At 70.3% G+C, this 13,931-nt stretch carries 11 protein-coding genes and 1 other RNA gene; 4 read left to right on the top strand and 8 right to left on the bottom strand.

The window, feature by feature from the left end:
* Positions 1–5 precede the first annotated feature (5 nt).
* Positions 6–563: a pyridoxamine 5'-phosphate oxidase family protein gene (locus ASF39_RS09815; RefSeq protein ID WP_056283228.1), complete on the bottom strand. Its 558-nt coding sequence runs from the start codon at positions 561–563 to the stop codon at positions 6–8.
* Between the two features lie 123 nt (positions 564–686).
* On the opposite strand from ASF39_RS09815, the gene ASF39_RS09810 reads away from it, so the two are divergent.
* Positions 687–2,063 (top strand): heterodisulfide reductase-related iron-sulfur binding cluster, encoded by a 1,377-nt coding sequence (locus ASF39_RS09810; protein ID WP_056283225.1) that lies wholly within the window; start codon positions 687–689, stop codon positions 2,061–2,063.
* Positions 2,064–2,168: 105 nt separating this feature from the next.
* Here the strand turns inward: ASF39_RS09810 and ASF39_RS09805 are convergent, their stop codons facing one another.
* Positions 2,169–3,155, bottom strand: coding sequence for an MBL fold metallo-hydrolase (locus ASF39_RS09805; protein WP_056283222.1), 987 nt, complete (start codon positions 3,153–3,155; stop codon positions 2,169–2,171).
* 86 nt (positions 3,156–3,241) lie between these two features.
* On the opposite strand from ASF39_RS09805, the gene ASF39_RS09800 reads away from it, so the two are divergent.
* Entirely contained in the window at positions 3,242–4,006 is a 765-nt protein-coding gene (locus ASF39_RS09800) for a helix-turn-helix transcriptional regulator (RefSeq protein ID WP_056283220.1), read from the top strand.
* A gap of 21 nt (positions 4,007–4,027) precedes the next feature.
* Here ASF39_RS09800 and ASF39_RS09795 read toward each other — a convergent pair whose 3' ends face one another.
* From ASF39_RS09795 to fumC, 4 genes are all read right to left on the bottom strand, one after another.
* Positions 4,028–8,101, bottom strand: a complete 4,074-nt coding sequence (locus tag ASF39_RS09795) for a M10 family metallopeptidase (protein WP_056283217.1) — start codon at positions 8,099–8,101, stop codon at positions 4,028–4,030.
* 120 nt (positions 8,102–8,221) lie between these two features.
* Positions 8,222–8,455 carry a ribbon-helix-helix domain-containing protein gene (locus ASF39_RS09790; RefSeq protein ID WP_055886757.1) on the bottom strand — a complete coding sequence of 78 codons (234 nt, stop codon included), beginning with the start codon at positions 8,453–8,455 and terminating at the stop codon, positions 8,222–8,224.
* A 155-nt stretch (positions 8,456–8,610) separates the two neighbouring features.
* The gene (locus tag ASF39_RS09785; RefSeq protein WP_056283214.1) at positions 8,611–8,802 is read right to left on the bottom strand and encodes a DUF4169 family protein; all 192 of its coding nucleotides are present in this window, start codon (positions 8,800–8,802) and stop codon (positions 8,611–8,613) included.
* Positions 8,803–8,805: 3 nt separating this feature from the next.
* Positions 8,806–10,239, bottom strand: coding sequence for a class II fumarate hydratase (gene fumC, locus ASF39_RS09780; protein WP_056283557.1), 1,434 nt, complete (start codon positions 10,237–10,239; stop codon positions 8,806–8,808).
* Between the two features lie 178 nt (positions 10,240–10,417).
* Here fumC and ASF39_RS09775 point away from each other — a divergent pair, with 178 nt between their 5' ends.
* A complete protein-coding gene (locus ASF39_RS09775; protein ID WP_056283211.1) occupies positions 10,418–11,815 on the top strand; it encodes a cytochrome P450 in 1,398 nt (465 codons plus the stop codon).
* A 45-nt stretch (positions 11,816–11,860) separates the two neighbouring features.
* Here the strand turns inward: ASF39_RS09775 and ASF39_RS09770 are convergent, their stop codons facing one another.
* A complete protein-coding gene (locus ASF39_RS09770; RefSeq protein ID WP_056283208.1) occupies positions 11,861–12,544 on the bottom strand; it encodes an SspB family protein in 684 nt (227 codons plus the stop codon).
* Positions 12,545–12,615: 71 nt separating this feature from the next.
* Positions 12,616–13,003: a transfer-messenger RNA gene (gene ssrA / locus ASF39_RS20405) on the bottom strand.
* A 105-nt stretch (positions 13,004–13,108) separates the two neighbouring features.
* On the opposite strand from ssrA, the gene ASF39_RS09765 reads away from it, so the two are divergent.
* Complete coding sequence (locus tag ASF39_RS09765; protein ID WP_244472337.1) at positions 13,109–13,885, top strand: CPBP family intramembrane glutamic endopeptidase; 777 nt, start codon at positions 13,109–13,111, stop codon at positions 13,883–13,885.
* Positions 13,886–13,931 lie beyond the last annotated feature (46 nt).

Genomic DNA, 13,931 nt, shown 5'->3' with positions numbered 1-13,931 from the left:
CGGCTTCAGATCTCCTCGACCGGTCCCGTGGGCAGACCGTCCAGGCTGCGCGTGTTCTTGAGCTTTCGGTAGGCCTCGATCTCCTCGTCGGTCTTCGCGTTCGCCCAGCGATCGAGGGAGTCGCGTTCGCCGGCGAAGTCGAAGAGCGGCACCCCGAAGCCGCAGGAGGTCTGGACGAGGTCGACCGCGAGCCGCACGATCTGTCGCGCGCCCCTCGGCTCATCGCCGCCGAAGGCCTCCGCCAGGAGCGTGCGATAGGGCACGCCATGGCGGGGCAGCACCTCGCCCCGCCCGTAGAGCCGCAGGATTCGCGGCGCCCCCTCGAGGGCGCAGAACATCACGGTGAGGCGCCCATCGGCGAGAAGGTGGGCCGCCGTCTCGTTGCCGCTGCCGGTCCGGTCGAGATAGGCCACCGCGTTCGGTCCGAGGACCCGGAAGGCATCGGTGCCGCGCGGCGAGAGGTTGACCCGCGTTCCGTCCGCCGCCGATGCCGTGAAGAAGATCCGCTGGCGCGCGATGAAGGCCTCGTGCGCCTCGTCGATGCGGTCGAACTGCTTGCCCACGCCCTCGTCTCCTCCGCTTCCGCCTGCCCCGGTAACCCGCGAGGCCCGCAGCCGCCTCCTCGCACGAATTTTGGTGTAGAGGTACGTCAGGGAAGAAACGAAAAAGAGCTCCGGGACAACGCCGTGCAAACCAGTTTCACAGCCACCCAGCTCGCCGACCCGGCGATGGCGACCTCCGAAAAGATCCTGCGGACCTGCGTCCATTGCGGGTTTTGTACCGCGACCTGCCCGACCTACCTGCTGCTGGGCGACGAACTCGATAGCCCGCGCGGACGCATCTACCTGATCAAGGACATGCTGGAGGGCGGCAAGCCGGCGACGCCCGAGGTGGTCAAGCACGTCGACCGCTGCCTGTCGTGCCTGTCGTGCATGACGACCTGCCCCTCGGGCGTGCACTACATGCACCTCGTCGACCATGCCCGCACGCATATCGAGGAGACCTACCGGCGCCCCCTGAGCGACCGCCTCCTGCGTAGCGTGCTCGCCTTCGTCCTGCCCTATCCGAACCGGTTCCGGCTGGCCTTGCTGGGCGCCAAGATCGGCGGGCCGTTCCGGCCCCTCGTCGCCCGCCTGCCGCGGGTGGGCAATCGCCTGGCCGCGATGCTGGACCTCGCGCCCGCGCTCCTGCCCAACCGCAACCCCTCCGACCGGCCCGGCACCTTCCCCGCCGACACCCGCGCGCGGGAGGCGAGCGCCCTGCTCCAGGGCGAGCCGATGCCGGGCAGGGCCGGCCGCGTCGCCATCCTGCGCGGCTGTGCCCAGAGCGTGCTGCGGCCGGACTTCAACGAGGCGGCCATTCGCCTGCTGACCCGCCACGGGGTCGAGGTGGTGCAGGCGCAGGGCGAGGGCTGCTGTGGTGCCATCACCCACCACATGGGCAAGGCGGACACGGCGCACGCCACCGCCAGGCGCACCATCGACGCCTGGATCGCCGAGATGGACGGGGCCGGCCTCGACGCCATCGTGGTCACGGCCTCGGGCTGCGGCACCACGATCAAGGACTATGGCTTCATGTTCCGCGACGACCCGGCCTATGCGGCCAAGGCGGCGCGGGTGTCGGCCATCGCCAAGGACGTCACCGAATACATGGCGGGCCTCGGCCTGATGCCGCCGATCGTCACGAGCGACCTCGTGGTCGCCTACCATTCCGCCTGCTCGATGCAGCACGGCCAGGGCATCCGCACCGAGCCGAAATCCCTGCTCAAGACGGCGGGCTTCACGGTCAAGGACGTGCCGGAGGGCCACATCTGCTGCGGCTCGGCGGGCACCTACAACATCCTGCAGCCGGAGATCGCCGGCCGCCTGCGCGACCGCAAGGTCGCCAACATCGAGCGGATGCGCCCCGACGTCATCGCCACCGGCAACATCGGCTGCGCCACGCAGATCGGGAAGGGCACCGCGATCCCCATTGTCCACACGGTGGAACTGCTGGACTGGGCCACCGGCGGCCCCAAGCCGGCGGTGCTCGAGGAGGCGCATGTCCTCCACGCGGCCGAGTGATACGGCGTCCGCGCGATTCGAGCGGGAAGCGTGTCACCGAGCCCGCGCGGTGCCCGAAGATGACCGACATCCGCATGGCGAGGCCACCGAACGGATGTCGTAGGATCACGGGTCGAGCTGGTAGCTGACGGGAATCCAGCGGTACCCCGTCCCCATGGCCACGACGTAGCCGAGGGAGGGAAACGCGGTGTGGTAGCCGGCCACCAGGATCTCGTCGGCCGCCGCCATGCCGTAGAGGCTGCGCCGCGTCGCGGCACCCATGGCCTTGTCCATGTCGAACAGGGCGTGCCAGTCGGGGCGGGCCAGGGAGGCGACCTCGTGATGGGCGCAATCGCCCCAGATGAGCATCCGCCGGCCCGCATTCTCGACGTGATAGGCGAGATGGCCCGGCGTGTGCCCCGGGGCGGCCACCGCCGCGATGCCGGGCACCACCTCCTCCCCCGGCCGGATCGTGCGGATCCGCGCCACCTGGGGTACGAGGTGGCTGCGGACGACGAGCGCCGACGTGTGCTCGTTGCCCTCCGGCGCGGAACCGAGGCGCGCGTCCTTCGTCCAGAAATCGAGCTCGGCCGCTCCGACGGCGATGGTCGCGTTCGGGAAGGCCGGGCGTCCGGCCTCCATCAGGCCGCCGATATGGTCGGTGTGGCAATGGGTGAGCACGACGTGGTCGATGCCGCCGGGGTCGTGGCCGGCCGCGCGCAGCCGCTCGGCGAGGCGCCCGCCCGCGGGCCGCTTCACGAAGCCGACCTCGCCGTTGCCGGTGTCGAACAGCACGCGCTCACGGCCCGTGTCCACCAGGATCGGCGTGAACCCCGGCTTGAAGCGGTCCGGCGGCAGCCGGTTCTCGCGCATCAGCGCCTCGACCTCGGTGCGCGGGCGATCCTCGCCGACGATGGGCCAGGGGCCGTCGATCATCGCGGCGGCATCGAGGATCGCCGTGACGGTGAAGGCTCCGAGGGTGAAGCGGTAGAGACCGGACGTATCGGACGGATCGCCGGACAGCGGCGCCGCGCCGGCATTGCGCAGGAGGGCGGGAGCGGCCAGGATCGCTACGCCCGATGCGGCGAGCCGCCGCCGTGTCCATCCGGTCATGTCCAGGGTGTCCCTTCTCGCCGGGCCGGATCACGACGAGCCGTGCCGGCCTCCGATGGCGGTAGCATCCGGGGGAGCGGGTCCGCTTGTACGAACGTGCTGACCCTCGGCCCCTCGGTCCCCTCTGGCACGTGCAGGGGGCGCACACCTTCTTCGCCGGGCCGTTGTCGTACAACGCCAGCCACCGGCACGGGGCGCCGGTCTATCTCGCCGGCCTCTACGACCGCTTCCGGATCCGGGTCGGCGAGGGCGCCTGGACCGCGTGCCGCACGGCGATGATCCCCGCGGGTGTCGCCCACGAGCTCGACGTGCGCGGCGACCCCATCGCGGTCCTCTACCTCGAACCCGGATCGGGCGGCGCGCACGGGCTGTCGCCGCTGGTGGACGGCGGGCAGGAGGCCGGCGGCGTGCTGCTGGGCGCGGGCGGGGAGATCCGCGCTTTTCGCGATCTCCACGAGAGCCGGGACGGCGTGCGCGAAGCCGGTGCGGCGCTCGCCGATGTGGTGCGGTTCTCGTGCGGACGCGCCAGGCGGTCGGTCGATGCGCGGATCGCCCGTGCCGTGGCGCTCCTCCACGACGACCCGGCGGTGGGCGCGGGCGCCCTGGCCAGCGCCGTCGGGCTGTCGCCGTCGCGGTTCCAGCACCTCTTCACCGCGCAGGTCGGCGTGCCGTTCCGCCGTTACCGCGCCTGGCTGCGCATGCGGCGGGCGATCGCCGCCGTCACCGCCGGCGACAGTTTCACGACGGCGGCCCATGCGGCCGGCTTCGCCGACCAGCCGCATTTCGCCCACGACTTCCGCAAGACCTTCGGCGCACCCGCCTCGGGCAGCCTCCTGGGCCTGCGGCGCTGAGGATCCGCAGGAGGCGCCCGGTCACACGACGAAGATGACGTCAGCCGAGAGGGCGGCCCTGTTCTCCAGGATGGCGAACTGCACCGCCGCCAGGGCGCCCGATCCGTCCGCATCGTAGGCCAGCCCGCCCGTGGCCCCGTCGTAGAGGATGCGGTCGTCGGCATCCACGGCCTGGCTGCCGATCACGAACATGCCGGCCGAGAGCGCGCCGGGCTGCGTGCCCGACGCGGTGGTCAGCATCGTGAACACATCCTTCTCGAGGTAGATCAGGTCGAATTCGTTCGCCGCGAAATCGGCGATCCGGTCGACGTTGCCGGCCCCGAGGGCGGCGGTGAAGGAGAAGGCGTCGTTGCCGAACCCCCCCACGAGCAGGTCGGCGCCGCCACGCCCGTCGAGGAGGTTGCCGGCGCCGTCTCCGGTGAGCGTGTCGGCGAAGGCCGAGCCGGTCACGCCCTCGATCCTGACGAGCGTGTCGGCTCCATCGGCTCCGGCCGCGGTCCCGGTCGCGAGGTTCACCGTCACGCCGCCTGCGGCCACCTCGTATTCGGCGAAGTCGAAGCCGCCGCCGCCGTCGAGGCTGTCGTTGCCCGTCAGACCGTCGAGGATGTTGGCGCCCGCATCGCCCGTCAGGACGTCGCCGAAGGAGGAGCCGACGAGGCCCTCGATGTTGCGTAGGGTGTCGGTCCCGTCCGCACCGCTGGAGGTTCCGGCGGCGAGACTGACGGTGACCGCGCCGACGGCGTTGAAGTAGAGGGCGAAATCGAGGCCGTCGCGGCCGTCGAGGATGTCGTTGCCGGCAAGGCCGGTCAGGTAGTTGGCACCGGCGTCGCCCGACAGCGTGTCGCCGAAGATCGAGCCGGCGACGCGCTCGAAGCCGACCAGGATGTCGGCGCCCGCGGCCCCGCTCGACAGGCCGGTGGCGAGGTCGACCGTCACCGCCCCCGTGGCCTCGCCGTACCAGACCGTGTTGAGCCCGGCGTCGCCCGTGAGCGTATCGGCGAAGGCCGAGCCCTGCACGCTCTCGATGCCGACCAGCGTATCGTTGCCGTCCGCCCCCGAAGAGGTGCCGGCGGCGAGGTTCACGCTCACGGCCGCGAGCGCGAGGTGATAGCTCGCCACATCGTCGCCGGCGCCGCCGTCGAGGCGATCGTCGCCGGTGAGGCCGGTGAGGACGTTGGCGACCGCGTTGCCCGTGAGCGTATCGGCGAAGGCCGAGCCGACCACGCCCTCGATGCTCGTGAAGGTGTCGGCGCCCATAGCCCCGCTCGCCCTGCCGGTGGCGAGGTTGACGGCCACCGCGCCGAGCGCTGCGGCATAGGAGAGCTGGTTGAACCCGGTGCTGCCGGTGATCGTGTCGGCGAAGCGCGAACCCTGCACGCCCTCGATGCCGATCAGGACGTCGTTGCCGTCGGCACCCGTGGCGGTTCCGGCGGCGAGGTTGACCGAGACCGCGCCGGTGGCCGCGCTGTAGTCGGCGAAGTCGGAGCCGGCCCCGCCATTGAGGGTGTCGTTGCCGAGGCCGCCCGCGAGCTGGTTGACGAAGGCATCGCCGGTGAGCGTGTCGGCGAAGGCCGAACCGCGGACCGCCTCGATGGCGCGGAGGGTGTCGGACCCGGCGGCCCCGCTCGCCGTACCCGCGGCGAGGTCGACCGTGACGGCGCCCGCGGCGGCGGCATAGCTGGCCTCGTCGAATCCGGCCCCGCCGTCGAGGGCGTTGGCGCCGGCATTGCCGACAAGGACGTTGTGGAACGCGTTGCCCGTGAGGCCGATCGCCGTCGTGCCCGCTGTGCTCGCCGTCTCGAGCCGCTCGATCTCCTGGCCGGCCGCCAGCGTGTAGGTGACGCTCGTCAGCACCCGGTCGGTGCCGCCGCCCGCCGCCTCGATCACCCGGTCGCCGATGTCGTCGACGCCGTAGGCGTCGTTGCCGAGCCCCCCGATCATGGTATCGGCGCCGACAAGGCCGTTGAGGACGTTGGCGGCCGCGTTGCCGGTCAGCACGTTGGCGAGCGAGTTGCCGGTGCCGTTGAGGCTCGCGGTGCCGGTGAGGGTCAGGTTCTCGAGTGCGGAGCCGCCCAGCGAGTAGCTCACCGAAGCGTAGACGAGGTCGGTGCCCGCGGCACCGTTGAGCTCGATCGCCCTGTCGCCGGCATCGTCGACGTAATAGGTGTCGGATCCGCCCCCCCCGATCATGGTATCGGCGCCGGTCAGGCCGTCGAGGACGTTGGCGGCCGCGTTGCCGGTCAGCACGTTGGCGAGCGAGTTGCCGGTGCCGTCGATCGCTCCGGCCCCGGTGAGGGTCAGGTTCTCGAGCTCCGAGCCGGCGAGCGCGTAAGTCACCGTGGCGTAGACGAGATCGGTGCCTGCGGCGCCGTTGGCCTCGATGGCGCGGTCGCCGACGTTGTCGACGTAATAGGTGTCGGACCCGGTCCCGCCGGACATCGTATCGGCGCCGCCCAAGCCGTTGAGGACGTTGTCGCCGCTGTTGCCGGTGAGAACGTTGGCCAGGGAGTTCCCCGTGCCGTTCAGGTTTGCGGTGCCGGTCAGGATCAGGGTCTCGAGTTCCGATCCGCCGAGCGCGTAGGACACCGCGGCGTAGACGCGATCGGTGCCGGCGGCGCCATTGGCCTCGATGGCGCGGTCGCCGACGTCGTCGACGTAATAGGTGTCGGATCCGGCCCCGCCGATCATGGTGTCGGCGCCCACCAGGCCATTGAGGACGTTGGCCGCGGCATTGCCGGTGATCACGTTGGCCAGCGCGTTGCCGAAGCCATTGATCGCGGCCGTGCCGGTGAGCGTCAGGTTCTCGACGTTGGCCGACAGCGTATGGCCGGCCGAGCTGCGCACGAGGTCGGTCCCGGCGTTCGCCGCCTCGATGATCCTGTCGCCGCCATCGGTGACGTAGGTGTCGCTGCCCAGCCCACCGCTCATCGTGTCGGCGCCCGTTCCGCCGTTGAGCACGTCGCCCAGGCCGCTGCCCACCAGGGTGTCGGCGCCCGACCCGCCGATCACCGTGCCGATCACCGTGCCGAGCGCGATGGCGATGTTGTTGACGAGGCCGCCGGCGCTGCTGAAGGTTCCCGGCTCCAGGGAGACGGTCGCCGCCTGGGTGTAGCCCGAGAGGTCGAGGACGTTGCCGAGCCCCTTGTTGTACAGGGTCACGATCGGCGCCGTGTTGGCCGTGAAGTCGAAGAACTCCCTGAGGACGCCCGTGACGGTGGTGTTGAAGCCGTAGGTCTGGCCTCCGGCGAAGGTGGCGGTCTTCGAGGTGCCGTAGAGCTGCTGGATCGCTTCGATGTCGGCCATCATCGCGGTGTGCGGCGCTTCGCGCATCGCGCCGTCGGGGCTCGAACCCCAGTTCGTGCCGGGGAAGGGATTGGCGGCCCGGTACTTCGCGGTCCCGTTGATCCACGAGAGGTAGGACATGATGCTGTACTGGCCGTCGTCGAAGGCGCTGTACTGCTGGGTCGCCGGGTCGACCTTGCCGTTGTAGTTGCCGCTGTGACCGAGCCCGATGGCGTGGCCGATCTCGTGGATGATCGTCGACAGTCCGTAGCCGCCGGCGACCTCGAACGAGCCGGAGAGGTCGAAGCCGGCGGCCGACGTCTCCATGTTGATCATCGACTGCCCGGTCACGCTGCCGAGGCTGCTGCCGCTGCCGATCGTCTGGGGCGTGTTGGCGAAGGCGCCCGAATTGGTCTCGCCGCGTACCAGCGTGATGCCGCGGATCGTCGTGCTCAGCGTGAAGGTCACGTCGGCGATGGCCGACCAGATCGCCAGGGCCTTGACGAAGGTCGCCTTCTCCTGGGCCGTGAAGGCGGAATCGACGTCGAAGGTGTAGCCGATGGTGGCGCCCGTGCCGGCGGTGGACGACCCCCATTTGAAGGCCGAGCCTTCGTTGAAACCCGAGAACGACTCGTCGGACAGCGTCCCGTCCGGGTTCAGCCCGCTGATGAAGGTCACTTCCTGTGCGAAGGTCGGCCCGGACGAGGAGACGGGAATGCGGTGGGCGGGCGTTGATGCGGATGCCTTCTGCGCCATCATCATCGGCATGCCGGCGCCGAAGTCCTCGTCCTCGTTACCGAACCGAATCGCCATGACTGCCCATCTCCGATCAACACGGAGTGCGCTACTGCAGGCCGGTTACTAAACGGTCAAGGTTGCAGTCTCGGGCCTTTGTCGCGACGGATCCAGCAGGTCATCGGTGCCGTCGCGAGGCTATGGTTGCCCGATTGAGCAATCCCCCCGTACGGCGTCGAGGACGAAAACCCGGATCGCCGAGGACAGGTTCTGTGCACCGCGCACGGCGTCGATCTCGCCGATCAGGGCCTGGACCGATCGCCGGCGCGCCCCGGCGATGTCGCGCAGGGCGGCCCAGAACGGGTCCTCCAGCGAGACGCTGGTGCGATGGCCGGCGATCATCACGGAGCGTTTGGTGATGCCGGTGCTCATGGCGAGGACGTCTCATGTCCTCGTCGCGGGTCCTTTCTCCGTCGCGGGTCCTCTCCTCGTCGCGGGTCTTTTCCTCGTGGCAAGGTATCGACGTCACACATCCGGCGATCCTCGCGACCCGGAACGCGCCACCGACAGGGCCGGAGACGGGGTCGTCATCCCTCCTCGTCCCGCCCCACGAGCTTGTGGCCCTCGTGGCGGGAGACCTCGATGGCCTTCTTGGCCTCCGCCAGGGTCCTGGCCTTCTTCGGGCGGCCGAAGAGGATGCGGTTGTCCTTGGCCGTCTCCTCCTTCTCGCCGCGCGCCTTGGCCTTGCGCGCGGCCAGCAGGTTGATGATCTCGGCCATGGTTCACTCGGCGCCGGGTGCCAGCATGGTCTCGGGGCGCACCACGCGCTCGAACTCTTCCGCCGTGACGTAGCCCAGGCGCAGGGCCTCCTCCTTCAGGGTGGTGCCGTTCTTGTGCGCGGTTTTGGCGATCTCGGCGGCCTTGTCGTAGCCGATCGAGGGGGCCAGCGCGGTCACCAGCATCAGCGAGCGGCTCATGAGGTCCGCGATCCTGTCCTCGTTGGCCTTGATGCCGACCACGCAATTGTCGGTGAAGCTCACGGCGGCGTCGGCCAGGAGCCGGATCGACTGCAGCACCGCGTTGGCGATCACCGGCTTGAACACGTTGAGCTCGAAATGGCCCTGTGAGCCGGCAAAGCTCACCGTGGTGCCGTTGCCGATCACCTGCGCGCAGACCATGGTCAGCGCCTCGCACTGGGTCGGGTTGACCTTGCCGGGCATGATCGAGGAGCCGGGCTCGTTCTCGGGCAGCGAGAGTTCGCCCAGGCCCGAGCGCGGACCCGAGGCCAGAAGGCGGATGTCCTGCGCGATCTTGAACAGGCCGGCGGCCAGTGCGCAGAGCGCGCCCTGCGTGAACACCAGGGCGTCGTGGGTGGCCAGGGCCTCGAACTTGTTGGCGGCCGAGGTGAAGGGCAGGCCGGTGAGTTCGGCGACCTGGGCCGCGAATTTGTCGGCGAATTCCGGGTGGGCGTTGAGGCCGGTGCCCACCGCCGTGCCGCCCTGGGCCAGGGCCAGCACGCCCGGCAGCGTCGCCTTCACGCGCCCGGCGCCCAGCGCCACCTGCGCCACGTAGCCGGAGAACTCCTGGCCCAGCGACACGGGTGTCGCGTCCTGCAGGTGGGTGCGGCCGATCTTGACGATGGCGGAGAACGCCTCGGACTTCGCCTGGAGGGCGTCGTGCAGGTGCGTGAGGGCCGGCAGCAGGCGGTCGTTGATCTCGCGCGAGACCGCGATGTGCATCGCGGTGGGAAAAACGTCGTTGGAGGACTGGCCGCGATTGACGTGGTCGTTGGGGTGGACCGGCGACTTGCCGCCGCGCTTGCCCCCGAGCCGCTCGTTGGCGAGGCTGGCGATCACCTCGTTGGCGTTCATGTTCGACTGGGTGCCCGAGCCCGTCTGCCACACCACCAGCGGGAACTCGTCGTCGTGCTCACCGGCCACCACCTCGGCCGCCGATGCGGCGATGGCGTCGGCCACCTCCGGAGCGAGACCGCCGAGATCCCGGTTCACCAGGGCGGCCGACTGCTTGACGAGGCCGAGCGCGTGGACGAGGGGCGCGGGCATCCGCTCGGTGCCGATCTTGAAGTTCTGGATCGAGCGCTGCGTCTGCGCGCCCCAGTAGCGATGGGCGGGCACCGCGATAGGCCCGAAGGTGTCGGATTCGGTGCGGGTGGCGGAGGTGTCCTGGTGTGTGTCCTGGCGTGTGCCCTCACGCATATCCTGGGGCGTGTCCTGCGGCGACATCGTGGCCTCTTCGGTCGGGGATCGTGGGACCCTACTTACCGGGTGGCGGGCGCCAGGGCGATGGCGCGAGGGCGCCGCGCCGCAACATCGGCGCGTTTCCGTCGCCCTTTGTCCGTCACGCGCGTGGCCGGACCATTTGAGGATCTCGACGATGACGGCCAGCACCGACCTTCGCGACGATCCCGCCCTTCGCTTCCGGCCGGTGGTGCCGCGCCCCTTGCGCGAACAGCCGGGCCTGTTCGCCTTCCTCAAGGCGGCCCGGGCCAACCCGATCACCACCTGGCTCGAGGAGCATTTCATCCGGCCGGTGGTGGCGGGGGAGGGGGCGCTCGGCCGGGTGACGGTGGTCAGCGACCCTGCCCTGATCCGCTACCTCTACGTCGACAATGCCGCCAACTACCGCAAGGACGACCTCCAGCGCCGGGTCCTGGCGCCGGGCCTGGGCAACGGCCTCCTCACGGCGGAGGGCGAGGAATGGCGCCTGCAGCGGCGCACCCTGGCGCCGATCTTCTCCGCCCGCCACGTCGTCGATTTCGCGGTCGCGATGAACGGTGCGGGCGCTCGCATCGCCCGCCGCCTGTCCCGGCGCGACGGCACCACCATCGACGTGGCGCTGGAGATGACCCGCGTCACCCTCGACGTCCTGGAGAGGACGATCTTCACCCGCGGCCTGTCGAGCGACCCCGATGCGCTCGGCCGCGCCATCACCCGCTTCCTGGAAGCGGTCGGGCCGATCGACCCCCTCGACGTGTTCCGAATTCCCGCGTTCGTGCCGCGCATCGGCCGCATCCGGGCGCAGCCCGCGATCCGCTATTTCGAGGAGGTGGTGGACGAGCTGATCGCCCGGCGCAAGGCGCTGATCGCGGGCGGCGACGCGCCCGCCGACCTCCTGACCCTGCTGCTTCGGGCGCAGGACCCAGAGACCGGCAAGGGCCTCACCGACCTCGAGGTGAAGGCCAACATCGTCACCTTCATCGCCGCCGGCCACGAGACCACCGCCAACGCCCTGACCTGGGCCCTGTACTGCCTGTCGCAGGATCCCGAGAGCCTGCGGCGGCTGGAAGCCGAGGTCGATGCGGCGACCGGGGAGACAGGCGACTTCGACGTGGCGGACCTGCCCTTCACCAAGGCGGTGCTGGAGGAAACGATGCGGCTGTTCCCGCCGGTGCCCTTCATGAGCCGCCAGGCCATCGCCGAGGATCGCATCGGCCGCATCAAGATCCCGCGCGGGTCGCTGGTGATGGTGGCGCCCTACGTGCTCCATCGCCATCGCACCCTCTGGGACGACCCGCAGGCCTTCGTGCCGGACCGGTTCCTCGGCGAGAACCGGGCCGCGATCCCGCGTTTCGCCTACCTGCCGTTCGGGGCGGGGCCGCGCGTGTGCATCGGCCAGAGCTTTTCGCTGCAGGAGGCGTCGCTGGTGCTCGCCCACATCGTCCGCTCCGTGCGGCTCGCGATGGCGGCGGATCACCCGCCGGTGGTGCCGCTCCACCGCGTCACCCTGAGGCCGGAAAGCGGCCTGCGCATGGGCGTGGCGGCGCGCCGGTAGGAAAGGGCCTCGGAAGGCCCCTGCCTTCCGTCAGCTCTTCTTGCCTCAGCTCTTCTTGCGGAACGCGTCGAGGCTCACGACCTCGGCGCTGCCTTCCGCCGGGGGCGCGGGAGGGGTGTCGCCGCTCGCGTCCGACTTCTTGAGGAGGGGTCTGGCGGCCTTGGACGCCTCCTTGGGCGCCTCGGCGTTCTGGGCGGCGGCCGGCAGGAGCTTGGGAGCCCCGCCGATCGTCGTCAGGCCGCCCTGGCCCGGAGTGTTGCCCTGGCCGGTGATCCGCGGCTTGATCTCGGTGGGCTCCGAAGCGGCTCCACGCGGGGCGCCCTTCTGGACCATCCCCTGGGCCTCGTCCGCCTCTGCGCTCTCCTCGACGCCGTCGTTGAGGTCGAACTTCAGGCCGAACTGCACCGAGGGGTCGAAGAACCCCGTCAGGGCCTCGAACGGCACCAGCAACCGCTCGGGCACGCCGGAGAACGACAGCCCGACCTCGAAGGTGTGCTCGGTGACGCCGAGGTCCCAGAACTGGTGCTGGAGGACGATGGTCATGTCCTGCGGGTACTTCTCGCGCAGGCGCTGCGACATCCGCACGCCCGGCGCTTCCGTCCGGAACGACACGTAGAAGTGATGCTCGCCCGACAGGCCTTCGCGCGCCGCATCGGTCAGCACCTTTCGGACCACCCCGCGCAACGCATCCTGCACCAGAAGATCGTAGCGGATGAGATCGTCTGCCATCTTCGGTCGCCCTGCCGGTGCCCGCCGGTCGTTCCGCGCTGTCGGGCGCACCGGGTCGCTCAGAATTCTAAAGTGGAGGCTTCTGTTGCCAGGTGCCTCCGAACCCCGCCTATCCGATGCTAACCGGTAGGACTTTGGTTTGGTATTGGGGACCGCTTACGCAGCCACCGCCACCGGAGCAAAGTTGTCATTGGCAACTATTGCAGAGGCCCGATAACGGCGGAACCATGCCGAGCGAAAGCTCTACCTTTACGCCCTCGTCGATCCTATTTCGCCCCCGCCGAAACCCAGGCAACCCGCCCTTTTGCGGACGTTGCGTCCAAAGGCCCTGGGTCTTGGTGGAGGCGCCGGGTACCGCCCCCGGGTCCGATAGGTTTATTTCGAAGACCGTTTATCGCCATAGCCGGTCTTGCGACCGGCAGAGGTAACATAGAGGGAGTCCGGCCGGTTTTGAAGCCCGATCCTCGCACGATCATGCCCGATGATGCGGCTGTTGCCCGAAACGCGCAGGCACCAGGCCCGCCCGACGTCCCGCAGCGGCGCGAGGTCGCATCGTTCGGGGGCGTGATCCTCGGTCTGGCCGGGCTCGCCCTGCGGGCGCTCCTCTACCTCGCCGCGGCGAGCCTGCTCGCCGTCGTGGTGGTGCGCGTCGGCGCCGACCTGCTGGCGGGGATCGACCCGTTCCTGTCGCCGGACCGGCGACCGCGCCTGCCGCCCCGGCAGCTGGCGATGCGCGAGATCGCCCTCGACCTCCTCCGGCAGGCGCTGCTCGCGGCCCTCGTCGTGGGGGCGGTGTGGTGGCGGGACCGGGACGGCTGGCGCCGGACGCTGGCCCTGGCGCGGGCCGAGGAGCCCGGCCTTCGAGGAGAGCCGGACCTACCTCGAGCGACGGGTCTTCCCGCCTCGCGCCTCCTCGTCATCCTCCTGGCCTGGCCGGTGGTCCACATCCTGTGGGTCACCGCCACCGCCGAGATGTTCTCCACCTCCTTCGGCCGGCACGTGTCCCTGGCCCCCGGCATGCCGCTGATCGCCGCGGCGGCCTGGCTCGCCTATGCGACGCTGCTGGCGCCGCTGGCCGAGGAGCTGCTCATGCGCGGCGAGATCTTCGCCAGGGCGCGGGCCTTCCTGGGACCCGCGGCGGCGATCCTGGCGACCGGCCTGCTGTTTGCCGTCGCGCATGTGTCGCAGGCGGGCTGGGCGCGGCCGGTGTCGCTCCTGCCCCTGGCCCTGATGCTCGGCTGGCTGCGCTGGCGCACCGGCCGGCTCTGGCCCTGCATCGCCCTGCACGCCTGGAGCAACCTCGCCGTCCTCGTCTACGTGCTGTGGCCGAGCGCGACCTGATGGTCTCGCGCCGCCTTTCGCGCTATCGCAACGGGCCGAAACGAGG

This window comes from Methylobacterium sp. Leaf108 (genome assembly GCF_001423265.1).
Classification (GTDB): Bacteria; Pseudomonadota; Alphaproteobacteria; order Rhizobiales; family Beijerinckiaceae; genus Methylobacterium.
The sequence above is the reverse complement of the archived record's forward strand: the minus strand, read 5'-3'. Positions and strand labels throughout refer to the sequence as shown.

Bases quoted from the DNA above. Each gene is read 5' to 3' on its own strand.
- ASF39_RS09805 (WP_056283222.1), bottom strand. From the start codon at position 3,155: ATGACCGGATGGACACGGCGGCGGCTCGCCGCATCGGGCGTAGCGATC.
- ASF39_RS09795 (WP_056283217.1), bottom strand. From the start codon at position 8,101: ATGGCGATTCGGTTCGGTAACGAGGACGAGGACTTCGGCGCCGGCATG.
- ASF39_RS09790 (WP_055886757.1), bottom strand. From the start codon at position 8,455: ATGAGCACCGGCATCACCAAACGCTCCGTGATGATCGCCGGCCATCGC.
- ASF39_RS09785 (WP_056283214.1), bottom strand. From the start codon at position 8,802: ATGGCCGAGATCATCAACCTGCTGGCCGCGCGCAAGGCCAAGGCGCGC.
- fumC (WP_056283557.1), bottom strand. From the start codon at position 10,239: ATGCGTGAGGGCACACGCCAGGACACACACCAGGACACCTCCGCCACC.
- ASF39_RS09775 (WP_056283211.1), top strand. From the start codon at position 10,418: ATGACGGCCAGCACCGACCTTCGCGACGATCCCGCCCTTCGCTTCCGG.
- ASF39_RS09770 (WP_056283208.1), bottom strand. From the start codon at position 12,544: ATGGCAGACGATCTCATCCGCTACGATCTTCTGGTGCAGGATGCGTTG.